This is a genomic window from Pseudomonas baetica (assembly GCF_051216495.1).
GTDB lineage: Bacteria > Pseudomonadota > Gammaproteobacteria > Pseudomonadales > Pseudomonadaceae > Aquipseudomonas > Aquipseudomonas baetica_B.
The window spans coordinates 1-25,540 of sequence record NZ_JBPKAM010000092.1; the positions used below are offsets into that span (position 1 = coordinate 1).

The 25,540-nt window shown below is 59.2% G+C and carries 27 protein-coding genes; 17 read left to right on the plus strand and 10 right to left on the minus strand.

The window, feature by feature from the left end; genetic code table 11:
* Positions 1 to 133: 133 nt before the first annotated feature.
* Together ACSFE6_RS24870 and ACSFE6_RS24875 are read right to left on the minus strand one after the other, a co-directional pair.
* Positions 134 to 724, minus strand: a complete 591-nt coding sequence (locus ACSFE6_RS24870) for an HD domain-containing protein (RefSeq protein ID WP_435430060.1) — start codon at positions 722 to 724, stop codon at positions 134 to 136.
* 15 nt (positions 725 to 739) lie between these two features.
* Positions 740 to 1,051, minus strand: a complete 312-nt coding sequence (locus ACSFE6_RS24875) for an Mpo1-like protein (RefSeq protein ID WP_435430061.1) — start codon at positions 1,049 to 1,051, stop codon at positions 740 to 742.
* Positions 1,052 to 1,211: 160 nt separating this feature from the next.
* On the opposite strand from ACSFE6_RS24875, the gene ACSFE6_RS24880 reads away from it, so the two are divergent.
* On the plus strand, positions 1,212 to 2,273 hold the full coding sequence (locus tag ACSFE6_RS24880; RefSeq protein ID WP_435430062.1) for an AraC family transcriptional regulator: 1,062 nt from the start codon (positions 1,212 to 1,214) through the stop codon (positions 2,271 to 2,273).
* Here ACSFE6_RS24880 and ACSFE6_RS24885 read toward each other — a convergent pair.
* Positions 2,230 to 3,684 (minus strand): TrkH family potassium uptake protein, encoded by a 1,455-nt coding sequence (locus ACSFE6_RS24885; protein WP_435430063.1) that lies wholly within the window; start codon positions 3,682 to 3,684, stop codon positions 2,230 to 2,232. The genes ACSFE6_RS24880 and ACSFE6_RS24885 overlap by 44 nt on opposite strands.
* A 121-nt stretch (positions 3,685 to 3,805) precedes the next feature.
* Here ACSFE6_RS24885 and ACSFE6_RS24890 point away from each other — a divergent pair, with 121 nt between their 5' ends.
* Positions 3,806 to 4,372, plus strand: a complete 567-nt coding sequence (locus ACSFE6_RS24890; RefSeq protein WP_435430064.1) for an NAD(P)H nitroreductase — start codon at positions 3,806 to 3,808, stop codon at positions 4,370 to 4,372.
* 22 nt (positions 4,373 to 4,394) lie between these two features.
* On the opposite strand, the gene ACSFE6_RS24895 is transcribed toward ACSFE6_RS24890, so the two are convergent.
* The 6 genes from ACSFE6_RS24895 to ACSFE6_RS24920 form a co-directional block, all read right to left on the minus strand.
* Positions 4,395 to 5,738, minus strand: a complete 1,344-nt coding sequence (locus tag ACSFE6_RS24895; RefSeq protein WP_435430065.1) for an ATP-binding protein — start codon at positions 5,736 to 5,738, stop codon at positions 4,395 to 4,397.
* Between the two features lie 176 nt (positions 5,739 to 5,914).
* The gene (locus ACSFE6_RS24900; RefSeq protein ID WP_435430066.1) at positions 5,915 to 6,364 is read right to left on the minus strand and encodes an LTXXQ domain protein; all 450 of its coding nucleotides are present in this window, start codon (positions 6,362 to 6,364) and stop codon (positions 5,915 to 5,917) included.
* Between the two features lie 184 nt (positions 6,365 to 6,548).
* Complete coding sequence (locus tag ACSFE6_RS24905) at positions 6,549 to 7,226, minus strand: response regulator transcription factor (RefSeq protein WP_435430067.1); 678 nt, start codon at positions 7,224 to 7,226, stop codon at positions 6,549 to 6,551.
* Between the two features lie 7 nt (positions 7,227 to 7,233).
* A complete protein-coding gene (locus ACSFE6_RS24910; RefSeq protein ID WP_435430068.1) occupies positions 7,234 to 7,647 on the minus strand; it encodes a translation initiation factor 2 in 414 nt (137 codons plus the stop codon).
* A gap of 121 nt (positions 7,648 to 7,768) precedes the next feature.
* Positions 7,769 to 8,068, minus strand: coding sequence for a YciI family protein (locus ACSFE6_RS24915; protein WP_435430069.1), 300 nt, complete (start codon positions 8,066 to 8,068; stop codon positions 7,769 to 7,771).
* Between the two features lies 1 nt (position 8,069).
* Positions 8,070 to 8,666: a septation protein A gene (locus ACSFE6_RS24920; protein ID WP_435430070.1), complete on the minus strand. Its 597-nt coding sequence runs from the start codon at positions 8,664 to 8,666 to the stop codon at positions 8,070 to 8,072.
* An 87-nt stretch (positions 8,667 to 8,753) separates the two neighbouring features.
* Here ACSFE6_RS24920 and ACSFE6_RS24925 point away from each other — a divergent pair, with 87 nt between their 5' ends.
* The 6 genes from ACSFE6_RS24925 (at position 8,754) to ACSFE6_RS24950 (ending at position 15,773) form a co-directional block, all read left to right on the plus strand.
* The gene (locus tag ACSFE6_RS24925; protein ID WP_435430071.1) at positions 8,754 to 9,617 is read left to right on the plus strand and encodes a PHP domain-containing protein; all 864 of its coding nucleotides are present in this window, start codon (positions 8,754 to 8,756) and stop codon (positions 9,615 to 9,617) included.
* 13 nt (positions 9,618 to 9,630) lie between these two features.
* Positions 9,631 to 10,260 carry an L-threonylcarbamoyladenylate synthase gene (locus tag ACSFE6_RS24930; protein ID WP_435430072.1) on the plus strand — a complete coding sequence of 210 codons (630 nt, stop codon included), beginning with the start codon at positions 9,631 to 9,633 and terminating at the stop codon, positions 10,258 to 10,260.
* Positions 10,261 to 10,380: 120 nt separating this feature from the next.
* Complete coding sequence (locus ACSFE6_RS24935) at positions 10,381 to 11,079, plus strand: segregation and condensation protein A (RefSeq protein WP_435430086.1); 699 nt, start codon at positions 10,381 to 10,383, stop codon at positions 11,077 to 11,079.
* Positions 11,080 to 11,090: 11 nt separating this feature from the next.
* On the plus strand, positions 11,091 to 12,074 hold the full coding sequence (gene scpB / locus ACSFE6_RS24940) for an SMC-Scp complex subunit ScpB (protein WP_435430073.1): 984 nt from the start codon (positions 11,091 to 11,093) through the stop codon (positions 12,072 to 12,074).
* A 201-nt stretch (positions 12,075 to 12,275) separates the two neighbouring features.
* On the plus strand, positions 12,276 to 13,508 hold the full coding sequence (rluB, locus tag ACSFE6_RS24945; RefSeq protein ID WP_435430074.1) for a 23S rRNA pseudouridine(2605) synthase RluB: 1,233 nt from the start codon (positions 12,276 to 12,278) through the stop codon (positions 13,506 to 13,508).
* Positions 13,509 to 14,360: 852 nt separating this feature from the next.
* Positions 14,361 to 15,773, plus strand: a complete 1,413-nt coding sequence (locus ACSFE6_RS24950; protein ID WP_435430075.1) for an amino acid permease — start codon at positions 14,361 to 14,363, stop codon at positions 15,771 to 15,773.
* A 168-nt stretch (positions 15,774 to 15,941) separates the two neighbouring features.
* Here the strand turns inward: ACSFE6_RS24950 and ACSFE6_RS24955 are convergent, their stop codons facing one another.
* Positions 15,942 to 17,606, minus strand: coding sequence for an electron transfer flavoprotein-ubiquinone oxidoreductase (locus tag ACSFE6_RS24955; RefSeq protein ID WP_435430076.1), 1,665 nt, complete (start codon positions 17,604 to 17,606; stop codon positions 15,942 to 15,944).
* 547 nt (positions 17,607 to 18,153) lie between these two features.
* Between ACSFE6_RS24955 and ACSFE6_RS24960 the strand changes: the two genes are divergently transcribed.
* The 9 genes from ACSFE6_RS24960 to ACSFE6_RS25000 all read left to right on the plus strand — a co-directional run bounded on the left by ACSFE6_RS24960 (position 18,154) and on the right by ACSFE6_RS25000 (position 25,416).
* Positions 18,154 to 18,903, plus strand: a complete 750-nt coding sequence (locus tag ACSFE6_RS24960) for an electron transfer flavoprotein subunit beta/FixA family protein (RefSeq protein WP_435430077.1) — start codon at positions 18,154 to 18,156, stop codon at positions 18,901 to 18,903.
* On the plus strand, positions 18,904 to 19,833 hold the full coding sequence (locus ACSFE6_RS24965; protein WP_435430078.1) for an electron transfer flavoprotein subunit alpha/FixB family protein: 930 nt from the start codon (positions 18,904 to 18,906) through the stop codon (positions 19,831 to 19,833).
* Between the two features lie 199 nt (positions 19,834 to 20,032).
* A complete protein-coding gene (locus ACSFE6_RS24970) occupies positions 20,033 to 20,857 on the plus strand; it encodes a substrate-binding periplasmic protein (protein ID WP_435430079.1) in 825 nt (274 codons plus the stop codon).
* Between the two features lie 9 nt (positions 20,858 to 20,866).
* Entirely contained in the window at positions 20,867 to 21,223 is a 357-nt protein-coding gene (locus ACSFE6_RS24975; protein WP_435430080.1) for a DUF4398 domain-containing protein, read from the plus strand.
* Positions 21,220 to 22,032 (plus strand): OmpA family protein, encoded by an 813-nt coding sequence (locus tag ACSFE6_RS24980; protein WP_435430081.1) that lies wholly within the window; start codon positions 21,220 to 21,222, stop codon positions 22,030 to 22,032. The genes ACSFE6_RS24975 and ACSFE6_RS24980 overlap by 4 nt, the downstream gene beginning before the upstream one ends.
* Before the next feature lie 312 nt (positions 22,033 to 22,344).
* Positions 22,345 to 23,784 carry a PLP-dependent aminotransferase family protein gene (locus tag ACSFE6_RS24985; protein WP_435430082.1) on the plus strand — a complete coding sequence of 480 codons (1,440 nt, stop codon included), beginning with the start codon at positions 22,345 to 22,347 and terminating at the stop codon, positions 23,782 to 23,784.
* A gap of 99 nt (positions 23,785 to 23,883) precedes the next feature.
* Complete coding sequence (locus ACSFE6_RS24990) at positions 23,884 to 24,351, plus strand: translation initiation factor 2 (RefSeq protein WP_435430083.1); 468 nt, start codon at positions 23,884 to 23,886, stop codon at positions 24,349 to 24,351.
* A gap of 163 nt (positions 24,352 to 24,514) precedes the next feature.
* Positions 24,515 to 24,769 carry a YkgJ family cysteine cluster protein gene (locus ACSFE6_RS24995; RefSeq protein ID WP_435430084.1) on the plus strand — a complete coding sequence of 85 codons (255 nt, stop codon included), beginning with the start codon at positions 24,515 to 24,517 and terminating at the stop codon, positions 24,767 to 24,769.
* A 41-nt stretch (positions 24,770 to 24,810) separates the two neighbouring features.
* A complete protein-coding gene (locus ACSFE6_RS25000; RefSeq protein ID WP_435430085.1) occupies positions 24,811 to 25,416 on the plus strand; it encodes an START domain-containing protein in 606 nt (201 codons plus the stop codon).
* Positions 25,417 to 25,540 lie beyond the last annotated feature (124 nt).

Sequence of the window (25,540 nt, forward strand, 5' to 3'; positions counted from 1 at the left end):
GGGTTGGGCGGGGTTTTTGGGTTTTTTGGGGTTTCTTTTGGGGGAGAGTCTTTCCCACAGTGTTTTTTGGGGGGTTCTTTGTGGGCTGCCAGCCTGCTCGCGAATGGACCGCGCAGCGGTCCCGCCGGATCTCTCAGGCGGGCGAATGCTCCTCCATCGCCGCCTTGTAGATCGAGTTCTTCGGCTGCGCAAACAACCGCTCCATCATCGGTTCGAAAAAGCTCAATGGCAGGGTGTCATAGCTCGGATCAAACGCCGCCGCATCGTATTTGGCACAGAATTCAATAGTCGCCTGATACTGCGGATGACCCTTGAATTGCTCGCGCAGGTGCCGATCCATCCCCAGGTGATGAAAGAAGTAATAGCCCTGGAAAATCCCGTGCTTTTCCACCATCCACAAATTCTCGGCACTGACAAAAGGCTTGAGGATCGCAGCGGCGATGTCCGGGTGGTTGTAGGAGCCCAGGGTGTCGCCGATGTCATGGAGCAGGGCGCAGACCACGTACTCCTCATCGCGACCATCGCGCCAGGCGCGGGTGGCGGTTTGCAGGGAGTGGGTCAGACGATCCACGGGGAAACCGCCGAAATCACCTTCCAGCAGTTTCAGGTGCGCAACGATTCGTGATGGCAGTTGTCGGGCGTAGGCACTGAAATCCGCGGCGATGATCGCCCAGTCTTCCTGCGTGCCATCTTTCATATGCGTGAAACGCGCATTGGCATTCATCGGCAATCCTCTTGGCTAGAACGGCACGCGTCCCAGAATCATGTCCCGGTACATGACGAAATCACCGAGCAGGCTGTAGAAGGGATGCTGGAAAGTCGCAGGACGGTTCTTTTCGAAGAAGAAATGCCCGACCCAGGCAAAGCTGTAACCCGCCAGCGGCAGTGCCCACAACAACATCCAGGCGCCCCGGCCAATGGTCATCGCCAGAATGAAAATGACCAGTGTGGTGCCAATGAAGTGCAACCGACGACAGGTACTGTTGCTGTGTTCGCTGAGGTAATACGGGTAAAACTCAGCGAAGCTGCTGAAACGCTTGATGTTTTCCACGACTGCGATCTCTGTGGTTTTTGTTATGACTGCAAGTTGTTCTGCGGGTAGCTTATTTAAGTCTAGAGTGATCAATGGCGTCGGCCAGTGACAATCGGCGCCACTTTAGTATCCTTCGGAAATCAGCCGTGGTATGCGGCTCATCATGTAAGAACCCGACATGAGCGAACGAACGACTTCTGCAAGCTGGGCGATGGGGATTGTCAAAGCACTGGAAATGGACGGCCTGGATTGCCGGGTTCTGTTCAAACAGCTGGGGCTCGACTACGCGGCACTGGATGATCCGGATGCACGCTTCCCGCAGGATTCCATGACACGACTCTGGCAACGCGCGGTTGAGCTGTCCGGCAACCCGGCGATTGGCCTGAACATGGGCAAGGTGGTGCGACCGGCGCAATTTCATGTGACGGGCTACGCCTTGATGTCCAGCCAGACCCTGGCCGAAGGTTTCAGGCGTCTGGTGCGTTATCAGCGGATCATTGCCGAAAGTGCCGACCTGAGTTTTCGACTGCTGGATGAGGGCTATGCGCTGATTCTCACGGTGCACGGCGACCACTTGCCGCCGACCCGTCAAAGCGCCGAAGCCTCGCTGGCCTGTGCCCTGGCATTGTGCGGCTGGCTGACCGGACGCACGTTGCACCCGCGCAAGGTGTTGGTGCAGGGCGACCAGCCGGCCAATCTCGAACCCTATAAACAAGCCTTCCATGCGCCGCTGGTGTTCAACGCGCCGTACGATGCGCTGATATTTGAACGCGCGGACATGGAAGCACCACTGCCGACCGCCAACGAGGCGATGGCCTTGCTGCATGACCGGTTTGCCGGAGAGTATCTGGCGCGGTTTTCCGAGAGTCGCGTGACCCACAAGGCACGCCAGGTGTTATGCCGATTGTTGCCCCAGGGCGAACCCAAGCGCGATGCCGTGGCGCAGACGCTGCACCTGTCGCAACGCACGTTGCAGCGGCGCTTGCAGGAAGAAGGTACAAGCTTTCAGACGTTGCTGGACGATACCCGACGAGAACTGGCCGAGCAGTATCTGGCGCAGCCCACCATGACCCTGCTGGAAATTGCCTACTTGCTGGGTTTCGCCGATCCGAGCAACTTCTTCCGCGCCTTCCGTCGCTGGTTCGACACCACCCCCGGCGAGTACCGGGCGCGGCAGTTGCAAATACCTGCGTCGGTCAATGACGCCAGAACGCCGGAATACACAGCACAAACACCGTAATGATCTCCAATCGGCCCAGGAGCATGCCGAACGAGAGAATCCACTTGGCGGCGTCGGGCAGCGAGGCGAAGTTGCCGGACGGGCCAATGGTTTCGCCCAGTCCCGGGCCAACGCCGGACACGGTACTGGCCGCGCCGGTCAGGGCGGTCATCCAGTCCACGCCGAGCAGCGACAGGAGCAGGGCGATCACGCAGATGGTGATGGCAAAGAAGAACGAAAAGGTCAGGATCGAGCGCACGATCTCTTCATCCAGGCGGTGACCGTTGTACTTCTGCTTGATGACCGCACGCGGGTGAATCAGTTGGTTAAGGTTGGCCTTGAGCAGGATATACGCCACCTGGAAGCGGAAAATCTTGATCCCGCCAGCGGTCGAACCCGAACAGCCGCCAACGAAGCCCAGATAGAAGAACAGCATCAGCGAGAAGTTGCCCCACAGGCTGTAGTCCCCCAGCGCGAAACCAGTCGTCGTTACCACCGAGGTCACGTTCAGCGCCACATGCCGCAGTGCATCCAGCCAATGCATCTGGGTGGTCCACCAGTACCAGGTGCCGAGTATTAGCCAGGTCACCAGCAACATGGCGAGCAGACCTTGAACCTGCTCATCCTTGATCAGTGCCCGGCGGTTGCCGCGCAGCGTCGCCACGTACAGGGTGAACGGCAGGCTGCCGAGAATCATGATGACGATAGCCACCCAGTGAACAGCCGGTTGCGACCATTTGGCCAGGGACTGGTCCGACGTGGAAAAACCGCCGGTGGAAATGGCCGACATCGCATGGTTGATGGCATCGAACGGACTCATCCCGGCCCACCAGAACGCCAGGCTGCCGAAAACGGTGATGCCGACGTAGGCCGCCACGATTAACCGCGCCACCATGTGCGAGCGGGGCATGACCTTTTCGGAGCGATCGGACGATTCGGTCTGAAACAACCGCATGCCGCCGATGCGCAACAGTGGCAGGATCGCGACCGCCATACCGATGAAGCCGATGCCGCCGATCCAGTGCAGCAACGAACGCCACATCAGGATGCCGGGGGACATGTTGTCCAGGCCCGTGAGCACGGTGGACCCCGTGGCGGTAATGCCGGACATGCTTTCGAAGAACGAGTCGGTGTAGCTGATGTGCTGGGTCAACAAAAACGGTAGCGCGGCGAAGATGCACACCACCAGCCAGCTGCTGACGGTCAGGAGGTACATGTCCCGTGGCCGCAGGTGGATATGTTCGGGACGCCCGGGAATGACCAGGGCCAGGCCGCCGACAAAGGTGATCATGCTGGCCCAGAGGAACGAGGGCAGGTCGCCGGTGCGATCGAAGATCACCAGGGTGGCCATGGGCACGACCATGGCGATGGCCAGGGTTATCAGGAAGATGCCGATAATGAAACCAATGAGACGTAAGGTCGGCAACGCCATGAAATCCGCTCGGCTGAAATAAGGAAGGGCGCCATTCTACCTGTGGGGCAGGGCATGTAAACCGGCACTGTCGCGGCAGTTACAGCTAGAATAGCCGCACATTTTTTTCAGGAGGTGGCCGATGCAGGCTCTCGACGTTTTGCTCAACCGTGTTTCCGTTCCGCGACTGGTTGAACCGGCACCTACACAAGCGCAGCGCGAAGTGTTGTTTGCCGCGGCCATGCGAGCGCCGGATCACGGTCATTTGCAGCCTTGGCGCTTTCTGACCGTCGAAGGCGCGGCGCGAGAGCAAATGGGTGAGTTGCTGGCTGAAGCGGCGAAGCAGCAGGATGGCGAAGTCACCGAAGCGGCCATCGACAAGGCTCGCAACGGTCCACTGCGCGCGCCGCTGGTCGTGGTGGTGATTGCGCGGTTGCAAGATCATGTCAAATACCCGAAATCCGAGCAGATGCTGGCGGCTGGGTGTGCGGCGCACGGGATTTTGCTGGCGGCTTATGCACAGGGCATTGGCGCGGTATGGCGCACGGGTGATCTCGCCTATTCGCCGCATGTGGCCAAAGGGTTGGGCCTGGCGGAAGGGGAAAAGGTGATTGCATTCCTTTACCTGGGGACGCCGCAGAAGGAACCGCGTGTGGCGGAGAAGGTGGATCTGGCCGAATTCGTCAGCGCCTGGCCTGCTAAAGCCTGACACTGCTGATCAACTGTGGGATTTATGGTTGGGAGACGGCCCCCGGCACCAGCGGCAATTCCAGGCTGGCAATAAATCCGCCATGCGGGTGGTTGGCCAGAACCAGGCTACCGCCATGCCGTTCCGCCGCGCGGCGGGCAATGGCCAGACCGAGGCCATGCCCGGCCGCGGTTTGGCCCGGCGCCCGAAAAAACGGCTCCCCCAATTGGCTCAAATGCTCGGCGTCCACACCGGGGCCATGATCACGTACGGTCACCACAATCCGCTCGCCTTGTCGCAATGCCTGCATTTCGATCGGTTGCCCACCTGCCGGATTGAAGCGCTGGGCATTGCGCAGCAAGTTGTCCACGGCGCGCTCGATCATGGTCGGCCAGCCCCTGAGGTTCAGTTGCGGTTCGGCCTCAAGCCGGACGCTCTGCTCCGGCGAGCCGAGTTGCGCGTCCCGTTGCAGTCCCGTGAGCAGTGCGTTCAGGTCCACCTCTTCGGCGCTGGCGTTATCGGCATCCACCCGCGCCAGTACCAGAATTTCACTGATCAACGCTTCGAGGCGGTCGCACTCCCGTGTAAGGCGTGGCCAGAGTTTTTGCCGTTCTTCCGGTGTTGCGCGCTCCGCCAAGGCCAGCGCAATGCGCAGTCGGGCGAGGGGGGAACGCAGTTCATGAGACACGTCCCGCAACAGTTGGCGCTGGCTGCCGATCAGGCTTTGCAGGCGCGCGCCCATGCGGTTGAAGTCGTTGGCCAGCACCCCGAATTCGTCTCGCCGGTTGGCCAGTTTGACCAGGCTGTTCTGTTGATAAGTGGTTTGCCCCAGATCATGCACCGCACCGCGCAGGCGGCTGAGCGGGCGGGTAATGGAGAAGGTGACCAACAGGCTGAACAGGGTCAGTACCACCAACGCGATACCCAGTGCACTCAGCGGCCAGAGCAGGCTTTCCCGGTGCCAGGCGTCGAGTTCCGGATGGGGAATGCGGTAGATCAAAAGATAGGTGTCGCCGGTTTTTTCGCTGGTGTATTCAGCGGTCAGACGCCGCCATGGCAGGCGTCGGTCATCGTTGTTCTGCCGCGCTTCGAAGGCTGCCGCGCGTCTTGGGAAGGTGCCGCGTACCACCGGATCGCCACTTTCATTTAGTACCTGAACGTCGATGTGATACTGGCGTTTGCGCTGTTCCAGGATGTCCTGGGCGGCTTCTTCGCCTTCGGATTCGTAAGTTTGCGTCCACTGTTCGGGCAGGGTGTTGAGCCCCGGGTGGCGGCTGAGAATCCACGCATCCTGGTTGAGCATGTGCCCGAGCAGGATGGACAGCCCTGCAACCAAGGCGATGGCTAGCCAGAAGCTGGCCAGGATACGCCAGAACAATGAGCGCACAGAAAATCCTCTAAACAAACACAAAGCCATGTGGGAGCGAGCCAGCTCGCGAAAAGGGCGTGTCAGACGACATCATTGCTGCCTGATACACCGTCTTCGCGAGCAGGCTCGCTCCCACAGTAATTCGAGTGGTGTCCGACCCAACGGTATTTGTCGTTGAGTCGGAAGCCAACGCATTATTGCGCTTTTTGCGCCTGTTGCGCTTTCCACGCCTTGAATTCGGCCCATTCGGCGCGACGCTCAGCCTGTTTCTTCTGGATCTCGTCGAATTTCTTCTGTTGATCCGGTTTCAGCAGAGCCCGTACGTCGGCTTCGGCTTTCTTGTGGTTGGCGGCCATCTCGTCTTTCATGGCTTTCTGGTCGGCTGGCGAGAGTTTCTCCAGGTATTTGTCGATTACTTGCTGACGCTCATGCATCTGCTCGCCCATGATCTTGCGGATCTGCTCGCGTTGTTCGCGGCTCAGGTCCAGCTGACTGTACGGGCCTTTGCCGTGCATGCCGTGCATCTGACCGCCGTGGCGCGCTCCATCCATCGGGCCACCCATTGGGCCGTCGCCTTCAGGCATGGCCATGGCAACGGTTGGCAGGGCAGCGGCGAACATCAAAGCGATAAGAGTCTTGCGCATGGTGAATCTCCTTGTCTCATTCCCGGTACGTTCCGGATGTGTGCAGATTACGGAGTTCAGGGTCAGTGGCGGTCAGCGGAGCGTAAAGCTTGGGTAAAGATGGTTTTCGACCTTCCTGACAAACCCGTCGCTGGACAGGCGGACAACCTGTAGGAGCCAGCAAGCCGGCTCCTACAAAGGACTTTCAGAGGCTGTAGTAGTAACCGCGGCTGCGCAGGGCCACGATGCGTGGACGGCCATCGGGGTGCGGGCCGATTTTCTTGCGCAAGTTGCTCACGTGCATGTCGAGGCTGCGGTCGTACAGGGTCAGCTTGCGGCCGAGGGCTATTTGCGCCAGCTCCTGTTTGTCCAGTGGCTCGCCAGGTTGCTTGAGCAGGGCTTCCAGCAGGCGGCTTTCGGAAACAGTGAGGGTGAACTCCTGTTCATCGATGCTGACGACGCCTCGTACCGGGCTGAAACACAGGTCACCCAGTTCCATCTGGCTAGAGACAGCCGCGGGATGGCTGCGGCGCAGCACAGCACGCAGGCGGGCGGTCAGTTCACGCGGATCGCAGGGTTTGGCCAGGTAATCGTCGGCACCCAGCTCCAGGCCGAGGATGCGGTCCAGTGGTTCGCCCCGGGCCGACAGCATCAGCACCGGCAAATCCGGGTGATCGCTGCGCAACTGCTTGAGCAGTTCCAGGCCGCTGCCATCGGGCAGCATCACATCCAGCACCACGGCCGCCGGGGAGGTTTCGGCCAATGCACGGCGGGCGCTCTGGCCATCGTGACAGGCACGCACCTGAAAGCCTTCCTGGCCCAGCCAACTGCTCAGGAGCTCACACAGCTCCTGATCATCATCAATTAGTAACAGCTCGCTCATGAATCACTCAATTTAGCCATTGCCGGCGTTTTCGACTTGCACCACTGGCGAAGATACCGCAGAGCAGGGCCAATAGCGCAACTCCGGCGCCGATGACAAACCACTGTTGTTGATCCGTCAGCCAGCGTGGAGTCGAATTGCCGGCCTGGGCTTCCCGTAGTTGCAGCTTCAAACGCTGGTTTTCCTGGCGCAACCGGGCCAACTGGGGGCTTTCGCGTTCGCCATCGGCACTCTGCAGTTGTTTGCTCAGTTCTTCTCGTTGCCGCTCGCTTTCCTTCAAGCGTTGCTGCAACTCGTTGATCTGGCTACCGGCGCTCAAGGACAGCGGCGTGGAATTTGCGCCCTCGGCATGTTCTTCACCGTGGGCGGGGGCCACGATCGACAACGTGACCAACATCAGACACAACGGACCTTTGCGCATCGCGACTCCTGATTCCAATACGAGTATTGGGGAAGTTGTCGGCCGGCAAACGAGAATAATGAGCGATTGAGAGCGCGATGAACCGATAAGGTTCACCGCGCGGGGGATCGAAAAAAGAAAATTACGGCAGGACTTGCTTGAACGGCTTGACCACAACGCTGGCGTAGACGCCTGCGGCAATGTACGGATCGGCATCGGCCCAAGCCTGTGCGGCACTCAGCGAATCGAATTCGGCGACGATCAGGCTGCCGGTGAAACCCGCCGCGCCCGGATCATTGCTGTCGATCGCCGGGTGCGGGCCGGCCAATACGATGCGACCTTCGCCCTTGAGCACTTGCAGGCGCTCAAGGTGCGCAGGCCGGGCGGCCAGGCGAGCTTCCAGGGAGTTGGCGACGTCTGTGGCAATGATTGCGTAAAGCATGTCAGTCCTCGGTTTTAGGCGATGTGGTATCGGCGTCGTGCAGGTGGCGGGACAGGTAGATGCCCTGGCCGACCAGGAATATCAATGTCATGCCCAGGCTGCCGAAGACCTTGAAGTCGACCCAGTAGCTCTGGAAGGTGAACGCAACGAACAGGTTGGCGGCGCCGCAAAACAGGAAAAAGACGATCCAGGCGATGTTCAGGCGCGTCCAGATCGGCTCCGGCAGGGTCAGCGCGTGGCCCATGATGCGCTTGATCAGCAGGGTGTCACCGATGAAATGGCTGCCGATGAAGCCCAGGGCAAACAGCCAGTTGACCACCGGGGCTTTCCATTTCAGGAAGGTCTCACTGTGGAAGGCCAGGGTCAGGCTGCCGAAGACCAGGCAGGCGATGAGGGTCAGCCACTGGCTCTTCTCCAGCTTGCGCTGCTTGATGAACAGCGTGCCGTAGACCACCAGCGAACTGAGGATCAGCATCGCGGTGGCGCTGTAAATACCGCCTACAGTTACCTCATGGCCGGCAATGTCGACGACCCGTGGATCGATTTTGAAGACGATGAAAAACAGCAGGAGCGGGATGAAATCGATGAATTGTTTCACAGTGGCAGCCAGAAGCAGGATGTGGCGGCATAATAACAAACATATGGGCGCGCGATAGCGCCAGCTGATTTGAGGTTACAAAGCCCTGTGAATGTTGATTTGCACTGCCATAGCACGGCCTCCGATGGTGCCTTGGCGCCTGCGGTCCTGGTGGCGCGTGCGTTCGAGAACGGCGTGCGGGTCCTGGCCTTGACCGATCACGACACCCTGGAAGGCCTCGAAGAGGCACGCAGCGCGGCGAATGCGCTGGGGATGCACTTGGTCAATGGCGTCGAATTATCCTGTACCTGGGGTGGTGCGACCATTCATGTGCTCGGCTACGGTTTCGACGTCGATGCCGCACCGTTGGTCGAGGCCATTGCCAAATTGCGCGATGGTCGCTGGCTACGTGCCGAAGAAATAAGTCGCAAGCTGGCATTGAAGGGCATGCCTGGCGCACTGGACGGCGCCCGGGAAATTCAGCAGGAGCTGGGCGACAGCGGCAACGCGCCGGCCCGGCCGCACTTCGCCGACTGGATGGTGCGCGAAGGTTTCGTCAAGGATCGCGCCGAAGCGTTTCGCAAATGGCTGGGCGCCGGCAAGCTGGGGGATGTCAAGCAACACTGGCCGACCCTGGAGGAAACCGTCGAAACCCTGCGCGCGGCCAAGGCCTGGGTCAGTCTGGCGCATCCCTGTCATTATGAGTTCACCCGCAGCAAGCGCCGCCGCCTGATTGCAGACTATATTCAAGCAGGGGGCCAGGCGATCGAAGTGGTCAATGGCTATCAGCCTGCCGAGCAAGTGGGCAGCCTGGCGATCCTGGCTCGCGAGTTCGGTCTGCTGGTCAGCGCCGGCAGTGATTTTCATGGCCCTGGAGGCTGGTCCGAGATCGGTGAATACCGCCCGCTCCCGGAGGATCTGCCACCACTGTGGTGTCGATTCAAACATGACCCAATTATTGCCGCCGTCTGAACAGGTAGAGAATGTGAGTCAATTTTTCCAGATTCATCCGGAAAACCCGCAAGCGCGCCTGATCAAGCAGGCGGTCGAGATCATCCGCAGCGGCGGGGTAGTGGTTTATCCCACAGACTCGTCCTACGCCATTGGTTGCCAGATCGGTGACAAGGTTGCGGTGGAGCGGGTTCGACGACTGCGTCAGCTCGATGAGAAGCATAACTTCGCGCTGATTTGCAGCGATCTGTCGCAACTGGGCCTGTTTGCCAAGATCGACACCGGTACTTTCCGTATTCTCAAAGCCCATCTGCCGGGGCCCTATACCTTCATCCTCAATGCCACCCGTGAAGTCCCGCGGCTGTTGTTGCACCCGAAAAAACGCACCATCGGTCTGCGGGTGCCCAGTAACCCTATCGCTCTGGCCTTGCTGGCCGAGTTGGGTGAGCCGCTGATGAGCGTGAGCCTGATCATGCCTGGCGATGACGATCCACTCACTGACCCTTATGAAATGCGCCAGTTGCTCGAACATCAGGTCGAGTTGATCATCGACGGCGGCTTTGGCGGCATCAAGGCGTCCACCGTGATCAGCCTCGCCGACGGCGAACCGGAAGTGATCCGCGTCGGTTGCGGCGACCCTGCGCCGTTCATGGCCGAGGCCTAGATGTCAGCAGTAGAACCCGTCGACAGTCAGGCCGGTGCCCAGCAAGAGCTGCCCTTCGCCATGGTGTATGGCCAGGCGGTCATGGAAATGCCGCTGGACCTGTACATCCCGCCGGACGCGCTGGAGGTCTTTCTCGAAGCCTTTGAAGGTCCGCTCGACCTGCTGCTGTATCTGATCCGCAAGCAGAACATCAACATCCTCGATATCCCGGTGGCGGAAATTACCCGCCAGTACATGGGCTATGTCGAGTTGATGCAGTCGGTACGCCTGGAACTGGCCGCCGAGTACCTGGTGATGGCGGCAATGCTGGCCGAGATCAAGTCGCGGATGCTGCTGCCCCGGGCGGAAACCGTCGAGGACGAGGAAGAAGACCCGCGCGCCGAACTGATCCGCCGCTTGCAGGAGTACGAACGCTTCAAGAATGCGGCCGAAGGTATTGATGGCTTGAGCCGCGTCGGCCGTGATGTGGTGGTGCCCAAGCTCGATGCGCCGGAAGCCCGGGCGCGCAAGCTGTTGCCGGATGTGCGGTTGTCGGAGTTGTTGCTGTCCATGGCCGAGGTATTGCGCCGAGGCGACATGTTCGAAAGCCACCAGGTCAGCCGCGAGGCACTGTCCACCCGCGAACGCATGAGCGACGTACTGGAACGGCTCAAGGGCGGCGGTTTCGTGCCGTTCGTCGAGTTGTTCACCGCCGAGGAAGGGCGGCTGGGCGTGGTCGTGACCTTTATGGCAGTCCTCGAGCTGGTCAAGGAATCCTTGGTCGAGCTGGTGCAGAATGAGCCGTTCGCAGCGATCCACGTGCGAGCCCGAGCCGAATAACGAGTTGAATCATGAACCTGAGTGAACCCCGCGAGCTGGCGCCACTGCTTGAAGCCTTTCTGTTGGCCTCGGGAAAGCCGCAATCCCTGGAGCGCCTGTTCGAACTCTTCGAAGAAGCCGAACGGCCGGATCCTGCGGTTTTCAAGAAAGCACTGACCATACTGGGCAAGTCCTGTGATGGCCGTGCGTTTGAATTGAAGGAAGTTGCTTCCGGTTATCGCCTGCAAATCCGCGAAAAATTTTCGCCTTGGGTTGGTCGTCTATGGGAAGAGCGCCCGCAACGTTATTCCCGGGCGATGCTCGAGACCATCGCCCTGATCGCTTATCGCCAACCCATCACGCGGGGCGAAATCGAAGACGTGCGGGGCGTGGCGGTCAACAGCCAGATCGTCAAAACGCTGATGGAGCGGGAGTGGATCCGCATCGTCGGTTACCGCGATGTGCCCGGCAAACCGGCGATGTTCGCCACCACCAAGGCCTTTCTCGATCACTTCAACCTGAAAAACCTCGACGATTTGCCGCCGCTTGCCGAGCTGCGCGAGCTGGAACCTGACCCGGTGCTGGAGTTCGATGACGCGCCGGTCCCCGCGGCGTTGCAAGAACTGGCAGATGCCAGCGCCGAGCCGGAAGAGCCCAAGGAGGAAACCAGTTTCCATACCTTGCTGCAGGAACTGGACAGCATGGAGGAGGGGCTCAAGACTGACTTCGATGATTTGTTGCGGGATGGTGAAGTCGCTGGGACGGATCCGGAAACCGCTGGCATTCGGACGGAAACCGAAATCGTACAGATCGAGCCTGAGGCTGAAGTCGAGCTCGAAAGTGAGCCGGAGCAGGACGACGACATTCTCGGGGTTGCCGAAGCTCGGGAAAAACTGTTGGCTGCCGTTGCTGCGCTTGAACCTCCCAAACCCGCGCCCGAGTTGACGGATGAAGAGGCTGAGGCCCTCGCGCTGGCTGAAGCCATAGAGGCCGAACGCCGCGAATGGGAAAATTGACACAGGGATTGATGTTGACTCCACCGGTCGGCGGAAAAGCAAATAACCTGGTATCGATCAACTAGTCTCTGATGCGCGAACGCCGTCATGAGCGTATGATTCGCGGCCCTTCGACGATCCCTTCGTCAAAGTTACAGTTTTCACTACTTCAGGACCCTCAACTCTGAGCGTCCTGAACAGACCACACCGGGAGGTGCCCAGATGAGTATCAACGACCAGCAAGACGACCAGCCAATCGGCCCAGCAGGCGAAAAACTGCAGAAAGTCCTCGCCCGTATCGGCGTCGGTTCGCGCCGTGACGTGGAAGCCTGGATCAGTCACGGCCGCATCAAGGTCAACGGCAAGGACGCGACCCTCGGTCAGCGCGTCGATATGCATGACGCCATCACCATTGATGGCAAGGTGATCAAGCGCGAAGAAGCCGCCGAGTCGGTGCGCCGCGTGATCATGTACAACAAACCCGATGGCGAAATCTGCACCCGTGTCGATCCGGAAGGCCGCCCGACCGTGTTCGACAAGTTGCCGCGTCCGAAAGAAGGGCGCTGGATCAACATCGGTCGCCTGGACATCAACACCACCGGTTTGCTGATGTTCACCACCGACGGTGAGTTGGCCAACCGCCTGATGCACCCATCCTTCGAGATGGACCGCGAATATGCCGTGCGCGTGCGTGGTGAAGTGGACGACGAGATGATCGAACGCCTGAAAGCGGGCGTCGTGCTCGAAGACGGCCCCGCGCGATTCACCGACATTCAGCAGGCGCCCGGTGGTGAAGGTTTCAACCATTGGTACCATTGCGTGGTAATGGAAGGTCGCAACCGTGAAGTGCGTCGTCTGTGGGAATCCCAGGGGCTGGTGGTTAGCCGTCTGAAACGTGTGCGTTTCGGTCCGGTGTTCCTCAACTCCGACCTGCCGATGGGTCGCTGGCGCGAGATGAGCCAGTACGAGGTCGACATCCTCAGCGCCGAAGTCGGTCTGACCCCGGTCGCCATGCCGCAACTGAACGCCAAGAGCAAAGACAAGCTTGAGCGGATGCAGCGCAAGTCGTCGCGGCCTATGGCCAGGACCGAACGTGTGCGCACCCTGCGTCCTGCCACTGATGCACCGGCGACCAGTTCGCGTACAAGCCGCGAGCCGCACATCGAAGGCGAGCGTCCAGGTCGTAAACCTACCGCGCGTCAGGACGGTGAGCGCGGTCCACGGACTCCGCGACCAGCGAACGGTCGCACCGAGCGCGGTGAAGGTCGCGGTGCTCCTGCGGGTCGCGGTACGCCGGTGGCAGACCGTCCGGTCGAGACCAAACGCCCGGCCAAGCCTGCTCCGAAGCGTCCGGGAATCAAGCTGGTCGATGGTGACAAGCCGTCGGGCAAGCGTCGCGGTGCCCCGGCCGGTTCCGGTCAGCGTCCTGGTTTTGGGCGTCGCAAGCCGGAGTGAAGCAGCGGTAAGCTTCAAGCGGCAAGCTACAAGTGAAAAGCGCCAGCCTTCGGGTTGGCGTTTTTTTTGGGGCCTGACTTAAGTGATGTGGTGTTTGTCAGTCAGTCTTCGCGAGCAGGCTCGCTCCCACAGGGGCGCGAGTTTGCGAGCCAGTGTGGGAGCGAGCCTGCTCGCGAAGGCGTCAGTGGCGACACCGCCAGGTTCGGGGCGGAAAGTTCGCGTTACGTGCTGTAAATAATTATTTACGAATTCGGCTGGTTGCACTCGTTAAATCACCTGCTCCGAAAGTCTGTAAGAAAATTCTTCCATCCAGCGACCTTTCCTGATGGCTCTCAGCGCTCTAGTCCGCTTGTTTCGCCAACTCAAGCAAGGTGTCATGCGCGCCATGCCTGTCGTGCAGGTGCATAAAAAAGGAGGCGCAATGAACGCCGCAATCCGTTTCCAGCTCCCATCGTGGGCCGGTTCGTCAACCGTCCCCGTCAATGGCCCGCAAAGGTCTGATCCTCTTTTTGCAGCCGCCCGAGCCTCTCGGGGCGGACACAGGCAATCCCGGCAAACGACACGCTGATCCGTGGTGTCTGGCAGCAGGGGGTTAGCGGTGTACAATGCGCCGCGTTTTACCTGTGACCTCCTGCGCACCTGCGCAAACCTCAAGGCTATCCGCCTTGTTCACTCCGCCACGTCACGAGCGTGTCGGGTTCGATTTCGTCACAGATAAAAACAAACAGGTGACGCATGACCGTTGTAAATACGCTGAACTCCTGGTGCCTGCGCTGGGGTTTGATCGGTGCCGCTTAACGTCCTTTCAAAGCTGCAACCCAACATCATCAAACCTTGCGTGAGACCTTTTTCATGAGTGGACAAAACTCGCATTCAGGCGAGCTGAAACGCGGCCTGAAAAATCGCCACATTCAATTGATCGCCCTCGGTGGCGCGATTGGTACCGGTTTGTTCCTTGGCTCGGCCGGGGTACTGAAATCCGCCGGGCCGTCGATGATCCTCGGCTACGCCATTTGCGGCTTCATTGCGTTCATGATCATGCGCCAACTGGGCGAAATGATCGTCGAAGAACCCGTGGCCGGTTCCTTCAGCCACTTCGCCCACAAATACTGGGGCGGTTTTGCCGGCTTCCTGTCGGGCTGGAACTGCTGGATCCTGTACATTCTGGTGGGCATGTCGGAGCTGACCGCAGTCGGCAAATACATCCACTACTGGGCGCCGGAGATCCCGACCTGGGCCACGGCGGCGGCATTCTTCGTGCTGATCAACGCGATCAACCTGGCCAACGTCAAAGTCTTTGGCGAAGCCGAATTCTGGTTCGCGATCATCAAGGTCGTGGCGATTGTCGGCATGATCGGCCTGGGCAGCTATCTGCTGGTCAGTGGTCATGGTGGCCCGGAAGCGTCAGTGACTAACCTTTGGTCCCATGGCGGCTTCTTCCCCAATGGTGTCAGTGGTCTGGTGATGGCCATGGCGATCATCATGTTCTCCTTCGGCGGCCTGGAAATGCTCGGTTTCACCGCTGCTGAAGCCGACAAGCCGAAAACCGTGATCCCGAAAGCCATCAACCAGGTGATCTACCGGATCCTGATTTTCTACATCGGTGCGCTGGTGATCCTGCTGTCGCTGACCCCTTGGGACAGCCTGCTGGAAACCTTGAACGCCTCTGGCGATTCCTACAGCGGCAGCCCGTTCGTACAGGTGTTCTCGATGCTCGGCAGCAACACTGCCGCGCACATCCTGAACTTTGTGGTCCTGACGGCGGCATTGTCGGTGTATAACAGCGGCACCTATTGCAACAGCCGCATGCTGTTGGGCATGGCCGAGCAGGGCGATGCGCCGAAGGCCCTGGCGAAAATCGACAAGCGCGGCGTGCCGGTGCGTTCGATCCTGGCCTCGGCGGCCGTGACGCTGATCGCGGTGCTGCTGAACTACCTGATCCCGCAAAACGCGCTGGAACTGTTGATGTCGCTGGTGGTAGCCACCCTGGTGATCAACTGGGCGATGATCAGCTACTCGCACTTCAAGTTCCGCCAGCATATGAACAAAACCAGGCAGACGCCGCTGTTCAAGGCCCTGTGGTATCCGTACGGCAACTACATCTGCCTGGCGTTCGTGGTGTTCATTCTCGGCGTGATGCTGCTGATTCCGGGAATTCAGGTCTCGGTGTACGCGATTCCGGTTTGGCTCGTGTTCATGTGGATCTGCTACGGCATCAAGAACAAGCGCCGTGATGCTGCGGTGGTGACGGCTCCAGCTCGTTAAGCAACTGATCGGCTGGCCTGATGACGCCAATGCCCGTATCGCGAGATACGGGCATTTTTTATGGCACATCCAATCCGTAGGAGCCGGGTTCAACGTCAGAATTGGATTCAGGCTTCAGAAAAACAAATGCCCCGACAAGTCGGGGCATTTGTTGTTCAGGCGATCGGTTTACATGTTCGGGTAAGTCGGGCCGCCGGCACCTTCCGGTGCGACCCAGGTGATGTTCTGCGCAGGATCCTTGATGTCGCAGGTCTTGCAGTGAACACAGTTCTGGGCGTTGATCTGGAAGCGCTTCTCGCCGTCTTCCTGGGTCACCACTTCGTACACGCCGGCCGGGCAGTAACGCTGGGCAGGTTCGTCATACAGCGGCAGGTTTTTCGCCAGCGGGATGCTCGCATCGGCCAGCTTCAGGTGGCACGGTTGTTCTTCTTCGTGGTTGGTGCCGGAGATGAATACCGAGCTCAATTTGTCGAAACTGATCTTGCCGTCCGGTTTCGGGTAGTCGATCTTCTTGCAGTCGGCGGCCAGTTTCAGGCAGGCGTAATCCGGCTTGGTGTCGTGCAGGGTGAACGGCAGTTTGCCGCCGAAGATGTTCTGATCCAGCCAGTTGAAGCCGCCACCAACGATGGCGCCGAACTTGTGGATCGCTGGGCCGAAGTTGCGGCTGGCGAACAGTTCTTCGTAGAGCCAGCTCTTTTTGAACGCGTCGACGTAGGTGGTCAGCTCTTCAGTACCATCCTTCTCGGCGAACAAGGCATCAGCCACCGATTCAGCGGCGAGCATGCCGGACTTCATTGCGGTGTGGCTGCCCTTGATCTTGGCGAAGTTCAGGGTGCCAAGGTCGCAACCGATCAGCGCGCCGCCCTTGAAGACCATTTTCGGCAGCGAGTTCAGGCCGCCTTTGCAGATGGCACGGGCGCCGTAGCTGATGCGCTTGCCGCCTTCCAGGTACTGCTTGAGCACCGGGTGATGCTTGAGGCGCTGGAATTCGTCGAACGGCGACAGGTAGGTATTGCTGTAGGACAGATCGACGATCAGGCCGACAACCACCTGATTGTTTTCCAGGTGATACAGGAACGAACCACCGGTGTTTTCGGTGCCCATGATGTCCATCGGCCAACCGGCGGTGTGCACCACCAGGCCAGGCTGGTGCTTGGCCGGATCGACTTCCCAGATTTCCTTCAGGCCGATGCCGTAGTGTTGGGCGTCGGCATCGCTGTCGAGGTTGAAGCGCTTGATCAGCTGCTTGCCGATGTGGCCGCGGCAGCCTTCGGCGAACAGCGTGTATTTGCCACGCAGTTCCATGCCCGGGGTGTACAGGCCTTCTTTCGGATGGCCTTCGCGGTCAACGCCCAGGTCACCGGTGATGATCCCGCGGACAATGCCGTTTTCGTCGAACAGCGCTTCCTGGGCGGCGAAGCCCGGGTAGATCTCTACGCCCAGGTTCTCGGCCTGCTGGGCCAGCCAGCGGCACAGATTGCCCAGGGAGATGATGTAGTTGCCTTCGTTGTGCATGGTCTTGGGCACAAAGAAGTCTGGAATTTTCTGCGCGCTTTCAGCGTTCTTGAGAACGAAGATGTCATCGCGGGTGACGGGCGTGTTCAGCGGCGCGCCGAGTTCTTTCCAGTCCGGGAACAGTTCGTTCAGGGCGCGTGGTTCGAATACGGCACCGGACAGGATGTGAGCACCGACCTCGGAGCCTTTTTCAACCACGCAGACGCTGATTTCCTTACCGGCTTCAGCGGCTTTCTGCTTCAAACGGCAGGCAGCGGACAGACCAGCGGGGCCGGCACCGACGATGACCACGTCGAATTCCATGTATTCGCGTTCCACAGGCTATCTCCTACTCAAGGCTCAACAGTTTTTTCTAATTTTTAAGGTTTGGTGTCGCATCCATGAATCCCGGCACAACGTCGGGAGCGGACAATGGATCAACCACCTTTCTCTTTGGGTGGCGCATTATATCTACACCACTCTCAGGGTCCAATACAAACGTTTGTTTGAATTGGCTCAAAGCCAGAGAAATCAAAGTCACGCGGGTTATGAACGGCTATTTTGCCGTATTGACCGGAATAGGTGTTCCGGTCAAGATACGGGCGGTTTTGCGCTCGCCGTAGGCTGACTGTTGGTTTCAAGAGCACCTCTAAAGACAGGGCGATGGCAGTACAAGGTGATGCGCGGTTCAGGTTCAGCGCGCAGTTTACACGCCGCGATATTGAATGACTCGTCGGTCACCGCTGACGAACGGTCATGAACATCGTGAGCGATGGTCACTTGACATGTACGCCGGCGTTTTTAGAGGTGCCCTTGCGCCCGATGAGCATCAACCGCCAGGTTCGCCTAGGCGACTTTCTTTTCACCGGAGAGTAACGAGGAATCCATGAAGGTTCTTGTAGCTGTCAAACGCGTTGTGGATTACAACGTCAAGGTCCGCGTCAAGGCGGACAATTCCGGCGTCGACCTCGCCAACGTCAAGATGTCGATGAACCCATTCTGCGAAATCGCAGTGGAAGAAGCCGTACGTCTGAAAGAGAAAGGCGTTGCGACTGAAATCGTCGTCGTCTCCGTGGGCCCGTCCACTGCTCAGGAGCAACTGCGCACCGCGCTGGCTCTGGGTGCCGACCGCGCCATCCTCGTCGAATCCAACGAAGATCTGACTTCCTTGGCCGTTGCCAAGCTGCTCAAGGCTGTTGTTGACAAGGAACAGCCTCAGTTGGTGATCCTTGGCAAACAAGCCATCGACAGCGACAACAACCAGACTGGCCAGATGCTGGCTGCATTGAGCGGCTACGGTCAGGGCACGTTCGCTTCCAAAGTCGAAATCAGCGGCGACAGCGTAGCTGTTACCCGTGAAATCGACGGCGGCGCACAGACCGTTTCCCTGAAACTGCCGGCCATCGTCACCACCGACCTGCGTTTGAACGAGCCGCGCTACGCGTCCCTGCCAAACATCATGAAAGCCAAGAAGAAGCCTCTCGAGACGCTGACTCCGGACGCTTTGGGCGTTTCCACCGCCTCCACCAACAAAACCGTGAAAGTCGAAGCGCCTGCTGCACGCAGCGCGGGCATCAAGGTCAAGTCGGTGGCTGAACTGGTCGAGAAACTGAAAAACGAAGCGAAGGTAATCTAAATGACTATCTTGGTTATTGCTGAACACGACAACAAAGTGCTGGCTCCGGCCACGCTGAACACCGTTGCTGCCGCTGCCAAAATCGGCGGCGACATCCACGTTCTGGTTGCAGGCCAGGGCGCTGGCGCCGTGGCTGAAGCCGCTGCGAAAATCGCTGGTGTGAGCAAAGTCCTGAACGCTGACAACGCCGCTTACGCGCATCAGCTGCCAGAAAACGTCGCTCCTTTGGTTGCAGAGTTGGGCAAGGGCTACAGCCACATCCTGGCCGCTGCCACTTCCAACGGCAAAAACATCCTGCCGCGCGTTGCCGCTGCACTGGACGTTGACCAGATCTCCGAGATCATCTCGGTAGAAAGCGCCGACACCTTCAAGCGTCCGATCTACGCTGGTAACGCCATCGCTACCGTTCAGTCGAACGCTGCGGTCAAGGTCATTACCGTGCGTGCCACCGGTTTCGATCCGGTTGCCGCTGAAGGTGGTTCCGCCTCCGTTGAAGCTGTTGCCGCTGCTCACGATGCTGCGATCTCCAGCTTCGTTGGCGAAGAGCTGGCCAAGTCCGATCGTCCGGAACTGACCGCTGCCAAGATCGTCGTTTCCGGCGGCCGCGGCATGCAGAACGGTGACAACTTCAAACACCTGTACGCCCTGGCCGACAAGCTGGGCGCTGCCGTGGGTGCTTCCCGCGCCGCGGTCGACGCAGGTTTCGTACCGAACGACATGCAGGTCGGTCAGACCGGCAAGATCGTTGCGCCACAGCTGTACATCGCCGTCGGTATCTCCGGCGCGATCCAGCACCTGGCCGGCATGAAAGACTCCAAGGTGATCGTTGCGATCAACAAGGACGAAGAAGCGCCGATCTTCCAGGTGGCCGATTACGGCCTGGTGGCTGACCTGTTCGAAGCCATCCCTGAGCTGGAGAAGCTGGTCTAATCCGGCTGCTTCACTTATAAAGAGCCCGACCTTTTGGTCGGGCTTTTTTTTGCTTTTCATTTACCTGTAGGAGCGAGCTCGCTCGCGATGATCTCAAGAGCGCCGCGTTTAACCAGAGCAATGCGTCATCGTTAACGCCCATCGCGAGCAGGCTCGCTCCTACAGTGTGATCTAACCGGGTTTGAGTGAGAGTGTTGCCATGGATCTGCATCGCGTGTCGGGATGGTCAATCTTGATGGGGTTGGCGCTCTTGCCAGCGCTATCCAATGCCGCAGGCAAGTGCGAACGCCTTGTAGTGACCGGCAGCCCGGATGCGCCGCCGTACCTGTGGCAAGATCCGCAAAACCCCAAGTACCTGATTGGCGCCAGTGCCGACCTGCTGCAGCAAGTGGCGGGGGAGTTGGGCATCAAGGTCGAACTGCTTTATGCCGGTAAACGCTCCCAGGCCCTGGACGAAGTACGCAGCGGTCGCATGGACATGTTGGCCGATGCGCCGTTGACGGTCAGCGAGCTCGAGTCCCTGGACTACATTCATCCGCCGTTGCTGGAAAACGATTACCTGGTCTGGACCCGCAAGGATTCGCCACTGATCTACAACAACGTGCAGGACCTGCACGGCCACGTCGGCGCTTTGTCGGAAAAGTCTCGATTGACCCCGGAATTTGCCACCTTCGCCGAGCAGCAACTGACCCTGACCCGTACAGCCAATCTGACCCAGGCCTTTCAGAAATTGTTGTTGGGTGAGGTGGAATTCGTCCTGGCAGGTCGCTACTCGGGCATGGCAATGGCGCAGACACTGGGCATGGCCAACGATCTGGTTGCGCGCATGCAACCGGTCGATCAGCCGGGACTGTTTCTCGCGGTTTCCCATAACTCAGCCTGCAACGATCCCTGGTTGCGCGGACAGCTGGCCAAAAAGATGACAGAATTGCCCGCGTCCGGACTGACGGAGGCTGTGCTGCAACGCAATATCGAGCGTTGGAATGCGCAGCAGAAACAATCCGTCAGTACTCCAAAACAGTAGGGATTTTTAGTGAGTATTCGACCTCTTTTCGCTGCCCTGGCCGTTCTGGCTCTGGCGGGTTGTGCAGCCGATCCGGCGCCGAACGAACAAATGCGCCTGACCGAGCAGGCCGTCGAGCAAGCCCGGGCGGTGGGTGCCACCGCCGACGAAGTACCGGAAATGAAGCTGGCCGAAGACAAGTTCAACCGTGCCAAGGGCAGCATGAACGACCAATCCTTCAGGAACGCACGCATGCGGGCCGAACAGGCTGAGCTGGATGCGCGCCTGGCCGAAGCCCGCGTCCTGACACTCAAGAGCGAGGCACAATTGAATGTGCTCGATACCCGCATCGCCCGCCTGCGCAAGCAACTGGGAGATACCCAATGAAGCTCGGGTCCAAGGTGATCGGTGGGTTGATCCTGGTCGGATGCGGGAGCCTTTATGGTTGCGCCGGTCAGCACAGCGACGCGGCGTTGCAACAGGCCAGTGCCGACTTCCAGAAGGTCAAGGAAGATTCCAACGTACTGCGAATCGCACCCAAGGACGTGATTCGCGCCGGTGAGTCCCTGGCTCGCGCAGACCGTTTGTCTACCTACTGGGGCAGCGGTTCGGATGTGACGCATTACGCTTACTTGAGCCAACGCTACAGCGAAATCGCTCGGGAGCACACCAATCAAGTGCTCAACGAGGAGCGCGCCGCCAAGCTCGAACTGGAACGCCAGCGTCTGCAACTGGCCTTGCGCGAATCCAAGCTGCTCAGCGTGCAGCAACAGGGCAAATGGCTCGAAGAGCAGATCGTGGCGATGGCCACCACCCAGACCGACCGTGGCCTGGTGATGACCCTGGGTGATGTGCTGTTCGACACCGGTGAAGCGGAGCTGAAAAATTCGGCCAACCGCGTGGTGCTGAAGATCGTGCAGTTCCTGCAGCTCAACCCCAAGCGCGTGGTGCGTATCGAAGGTTATGCGGACAGTACCGGCGGCAAGCAGGAAAACCTCAAGCTGTCCCGTGATCGTGCACAGTCGGTGGCGGATGTGTTGACGGACCTGGGCATCGACGACAAGCGAATCCAGGTCGAAGGTTACGGCGATGAGTACCCGGTGGACGCCAACGCTTCCGAGCGGGGACGTGCGCAGAACCGCCGCGTGGAAATTGTGTTTTCCGACGAAAAAGGCCAGCTCGGCGCCGCCCGCTAACAATGGTTTCCGATTGAAAACACAGCCTCTGTAGGAGCCGGCTTGCTGGCGATAACATCACTCCGGTGTTTCAGACGAACCGAAGTGATGCCATCGCCAGCGAGCCGGCTCCTACAAAACCCGGCCTGCCAGACAGCGCCGGGTTTTTTTTCACCTGCGAAATACTCCACACTTTCCGATAAAAGCAGTACAGATTTTGCTGACACTGCACTGTACGGTCGACTATTGTGGCAACTGTCCCAGTACACTTCTAAACTGTTCCGGTATCGTTTCCCACAAGAATAAAATGCCTGTGAAATCGAGTGCTGCGTCATGACCAATCTCTTGCTCTACCAACGTATTGCTCAACAACTGGCTGAAGATATCCGCCGTGGTGTCTATCAACCGGGGGAGCGCGTGCCTTCGGTGCGCAAGATGAGTTCGCAGCTCAATGTCAGCCATGCCACGGTGTTACAGGCCTACGCCAATCTCGAAGATCAGGGGCTGATCCGTGCCCGGCCGCAGTCGGGTTACTACGTGCACCAGACACCGGCCCTGACTGCGCCGACGCCGGATATCGCCCGGGTCGAGCGCCCTGGCCTGGTAACCCGAAGCAGCATCATTCAACAGGTACTGGTCGAATCCCGGCGCGAAGGTGTGTTCCCTTTAGGGGCAGCGGTTCCTAGCGTCGACTACCTTCCGGTACGTGCGCTGCATCAGCAGTTGGCCAAAGTCACCCGTTTTCACAGTCCCCGCGCATTCAGCTACATGTTCAGCCCCGGTTTCGAGCCATTGCGCCGACAAGTGGCCATCCGCATGCGTGATGCCGGCGTGGTGGTCGATCCGTCGGAAGTGGTGATCACCCATGGCTGTGTGGATGCCTTGCAGATGTCCTTGCGGGTGCTGACCCGGCCGGGCGATCTGATCGCTGCCGAGTCGCCGACTTATTACGGACTACTGCAGCTGGCCGATCTGTTGGGGCTCAAGGTCATCGAGATCCCCAGCGATCCATCCACCGGCATGAGCCTCGAAGCCCTGCAACTGGCGGCTAACCAATGGTCGATCAAGGCATTGGTGTTGACCACGCGTCTAAGTAATCCATTGGGCGGCACCATGCCCGAAGAGCGGCAGAAACAACTGCTGCGCCTGGCGTCGGATTTCGACATCCAGGTGGTCGAGGACGATATCTACGGCGAATTGATGTTCGAGCAGGGGCGCACCAAGGCGCTCAAGGCCTATGACCGGCTGGACCGGGTGATCTATTGCTCCAGCTTCTCCAAAACCCTATCGCCGGGCGTGCGTATCGGTTGGATGATTGCCGGCAAGTATCAGCAGGAAATCCAACGCTTGCAGACCTTCAGTACCCATTCGGCCTGCAGCGTCACGCAGATGGGCATTGCCGCGTATCTGGAAAATGGCGGTTACGACCGGCATTTGCGTTTCATCCGTCAGGAATACCGCAAGAACCTCAGCGCCTTCCAGTTGGCCGTGCAGCAGTATTTCCCCGAAGGCACGCAAATGACGCGACCGACCGGCGGTTTCATTTTGTGGGTGAGTCTGCCGGGACGGGTCAATACGCAAGAGTTGCACGTGCGAGCATTGCAGCAGGGCATCAGTATTGCGCCAGGGCTGATTTTCAGTAACACCGAGCAGTTCAACCACTGTATTCGACTGAACTGCGGCATCCCCTGGAATCGAGAGGCCGAGCGCGCATTGATGACCTTGGGCATGCTGGCGACCCAGCTTTGCCAGGAGACCGCTCTGGGCTTGTGACGGGGCGGGCGGGTTGTTCCTGTCCGCGCTTGTCATGGCGCCTGCAACAAGCGAGCATATGGGCCCTCTGTCGTTTGCGCGATGTTCGCCGTTGGGTCCATGAAACCGATTTTTCCTGCCGCCTGGTTGTTGATCTGCCTATTATTGAGCGCTCAATCGGCACCTGTCATGGCCGCTTCCGTTCAGGAAAAAACGGCGGTAAGCACAACCTCGAAAACAAAAGCTCCCGCCCATAAAACAGCACCGGTCAAAAAGAAAGCCGCTGCGGTAAAAAAGCGTCCGCCAATTGCCTCCAAATCGAAACCGGCCAGTGAGGTGGTGAAGACCCAACTTCCCCCGGCCGACCTGGATTTGAGCCTGCCCAAGGACATGGTCGATGAGTTGAAGCCGGTGGGCACGGTGCCTTTGCCCAAGCGCGATCCGGTGTTGCCGCAAATGTTCGGTGAAAAAAGCAGTCAGTTTCAGCTCAACGGTCGCTTGATCAACAACGAAATGCAGTTGCAACTGCGCAACGAAGAGCGCCGGGAAGTCGAAGGCGCAGCTTTGGAGTTCGAGTTCAAACGGTAAACCCGCCTGTGACGACGCGTTGAACGGACGTTTTGTCGGAGACTGCCCGGTCACGTCCGATTGCAGGTAAAAACCCGCGACCGGGTAATTTAAAACAACTGTTTTAGCGGTTACTCTGTGCCCCGTCCTTTAACACATTGCCCGTCGCGAGGAGCTCATCGTCATGAAATGCCGTGAAGGCTGTGGCGCCTGTTGCATTGCCCCATCCATCAGTTCACCCATTCCCGGTATGCCTTTGGGCAAGCCCGCCGGAGAACGTTGTGTGCAATTGTCTGCCGAAAACCTGTGCAACATCTTCGGTCAACCCGAACGCCCGGCAGTTTGCTCGGGGTTCAAGGCGGACATAGAAGTGTGTGGTAACAGCGGTGAAGAAGCCATCAGGTTGATCGGCTGGTGGGAGCAAATGACTGCGGCGTGATGTGTTCGACGAACGGAACTTCAACAATAAGGAATAAGATTATGGGTTCGCTGCATCGTATGGCTGTGTTGTGTGGTTTGACGGCTGTGTTGGCCACTTCGGTCGTCCAGGCCGAAGATTGGAAAGTCGCCAAGAATGAGGACGGCATCAAGGTGTCCCTGAGTGAGGTGGCCGGCTCCGATTACAAGGCTTACCAGGGCGTCACCCTGATGAAAACCACCATGGCCAAATTGCGCGCCTTGCAGGAAGACGTACCGGGCGCCTGTTCCTGGATTCACGAATGCAAGATCCAGAGGTTGCTCAAGCACGAAGGCGATCAAAGCTGGACCTACACCCAATTCAATACCCCATGGCCAGTCACCCCGCGTGATTCGGTGCTGCACATCACCACCATCGAAGGCGCCGACGGCAGCCTGACCCGCAAACTCGAAGGCGTGCCCAAGTACCTGCCTGAAGAAAAGGGCTTTGTGCGGGTGGCCAAGGTCGATGGCTTCTGGAAATTCGTCCCCAAGGGCGATCAGGTTGAAGTGACTTATCAGGTGCATACCGAGCCGGGCGGTAGCGTACCGTCGATGGTTGCCAACAAGTTTGTGGTTGATGCGCCGTTCAATACCTTGAAAAACCTCAAGGCCCGCGCCGAGAAGTAAGCGCGATATCTATTTGAGCAGCCCCCCTGGGGGGGGGGGGGGGGGGGGGGGGGGGGGGGGGGGGGGGGGGGGGGGGGGGGGGGGGGGGGGGGGGGGGGGGGGGGGGGGGGGGGGGGGGGGGGGG

Bases quoted from the DNA above. Each gene is read 5' to 3' on its own strand.
- ACSFE6_RS24970 (WP_435430079.1), top strand. From the start codon at position 20,033: ATGGATCTGCATCGCGTGTCGGGATGGTCAATCTTGATGGGGTTGGCG.
- ACSFE6_RS24915 (WP_435430069.1), bottom strand. From the start codon at position 8,068: ATGCTTTACGCAATCATTGCCACAGACGTCGCCAACTCCCTGGAAGCT.
- ACSFE6_RS24900 (WP_435430066.1), bottom strand. From the start codon at position 6,364: ATGCGCAAGACTCTTATCGCTTTGATGTTCGCCGCTGCCCTGCCAACC.
- ACSFE6_RS24960 (WP_435430077.1), top strand. From the start codon at position 18,154: ATGAAGGTTCTTGTAGCTGTCAAACGCGTTGTGGATTACAACGTCAAG.
- ACSFE6_RS24995 (WP_435430084.1), top strand. From the start codon at position 24,515: ATGAAATGCCGTGAAGGCTGTGGCGCCTGTTGCATTGCCCCATCCATC.
- ACSFE6_RS24890 (WP_435430064.1), top strand. From the start codon at position 3,806: ATGCAGGCTCTCGACGTTTTGCTCAACCGTGTTTCCGTTCCGCGACTG.
- ACSFE6_RS24870 (WP_435430060.1), bottom strand. From the start codon at position 724: ATGAATGCCAATGCGCGTTTCACGCATATGAAAGATGGCACGCAGGAA.
- ACSFE6_RS24980 (WP_435430081.1), top strand. From the start codon at position 21,220: ATGAAGCTCGGGTCCAAGGTGATCGGTGGGTTGATCCTGGTCGGATGC.
- ACSFE6_RS24985 (WP_435430082.1), top strand. From the start codon at position 22,345: ATGACCAATCTCTTGCTCTACCAACGTATTGCTCAACAACTGGCTGAA.
- ACSFE6_RS25000 (WP_435430085.1), top strand. From the start codon at position 24,811: ATGGGTTCGCTGCATCGTATGGCTGTGTTGTGTGGTTTGACGGCTGTG.
- ACSFE6_RS24885 (WP_435430063.1), bottom strand. From the start codon at position 3,684: ATGGCGTTGCCGACCTTACGTCTCATTGGTTTCATTATCGGCATCTTC.
- ACSFE6_RS24965 (WP_435430078.1), top strand. From the start codon at position 18,904: ATGACTATCTTGGTTATTGCTGAACACGACAACAAAGTGCTGGCTCCG.
- ACSFE6_RS24905 (WP_435430067.1), bottom strand. From the start codon at position 7,226: ATGAGCGAGCTGTTACTAATTGATGATGATCAGGAGCTGTGTGAGCTC.
- ACSFE6_RS24880 (WP_435430062.1), top strand. From the start codon at position 1,212: ATGAGCGAACGAACGACTTCTGCAAGCTGGGCGATGGGGATTGTCAAA.
- scpB (WP_435430073.1), top strand. From the start codon at position 11,091: ATGAACCTGAGTGAACCCCGCGAGCTGGCGCCACTGCTTGAAGCCTTT.
- ACSFE6_RS24910 (WP_435430068.1), bottom strand. From the start codon at position 7,647: ATGCGCAAAGGTCCGTTGTGTCTGATGTTGGTCACGTTGTCGATCGTG.
- ACSFE6_RS24950 (WP_435430075.1), top strand. From the start codon at position 14,361: ATGAGTGGACAAAACTCGCATTCAGGCGAGCTGAAACGCGGCCTGAAA.
- ACSFE6_RS24990 (WP_435430083.1), top strand. From the start codon at position 23,884: ATGAAACCGATTTTTCCTGCCGCCTGGTTGTTGATCTGCCTATTATTG.
- rluB (WP_435430074.1), top strand. From the start codon at position 12,276: ATGAGTATCAACGACCAGCAAGACGACCAGCCAATCGGCCCAGCAGGC.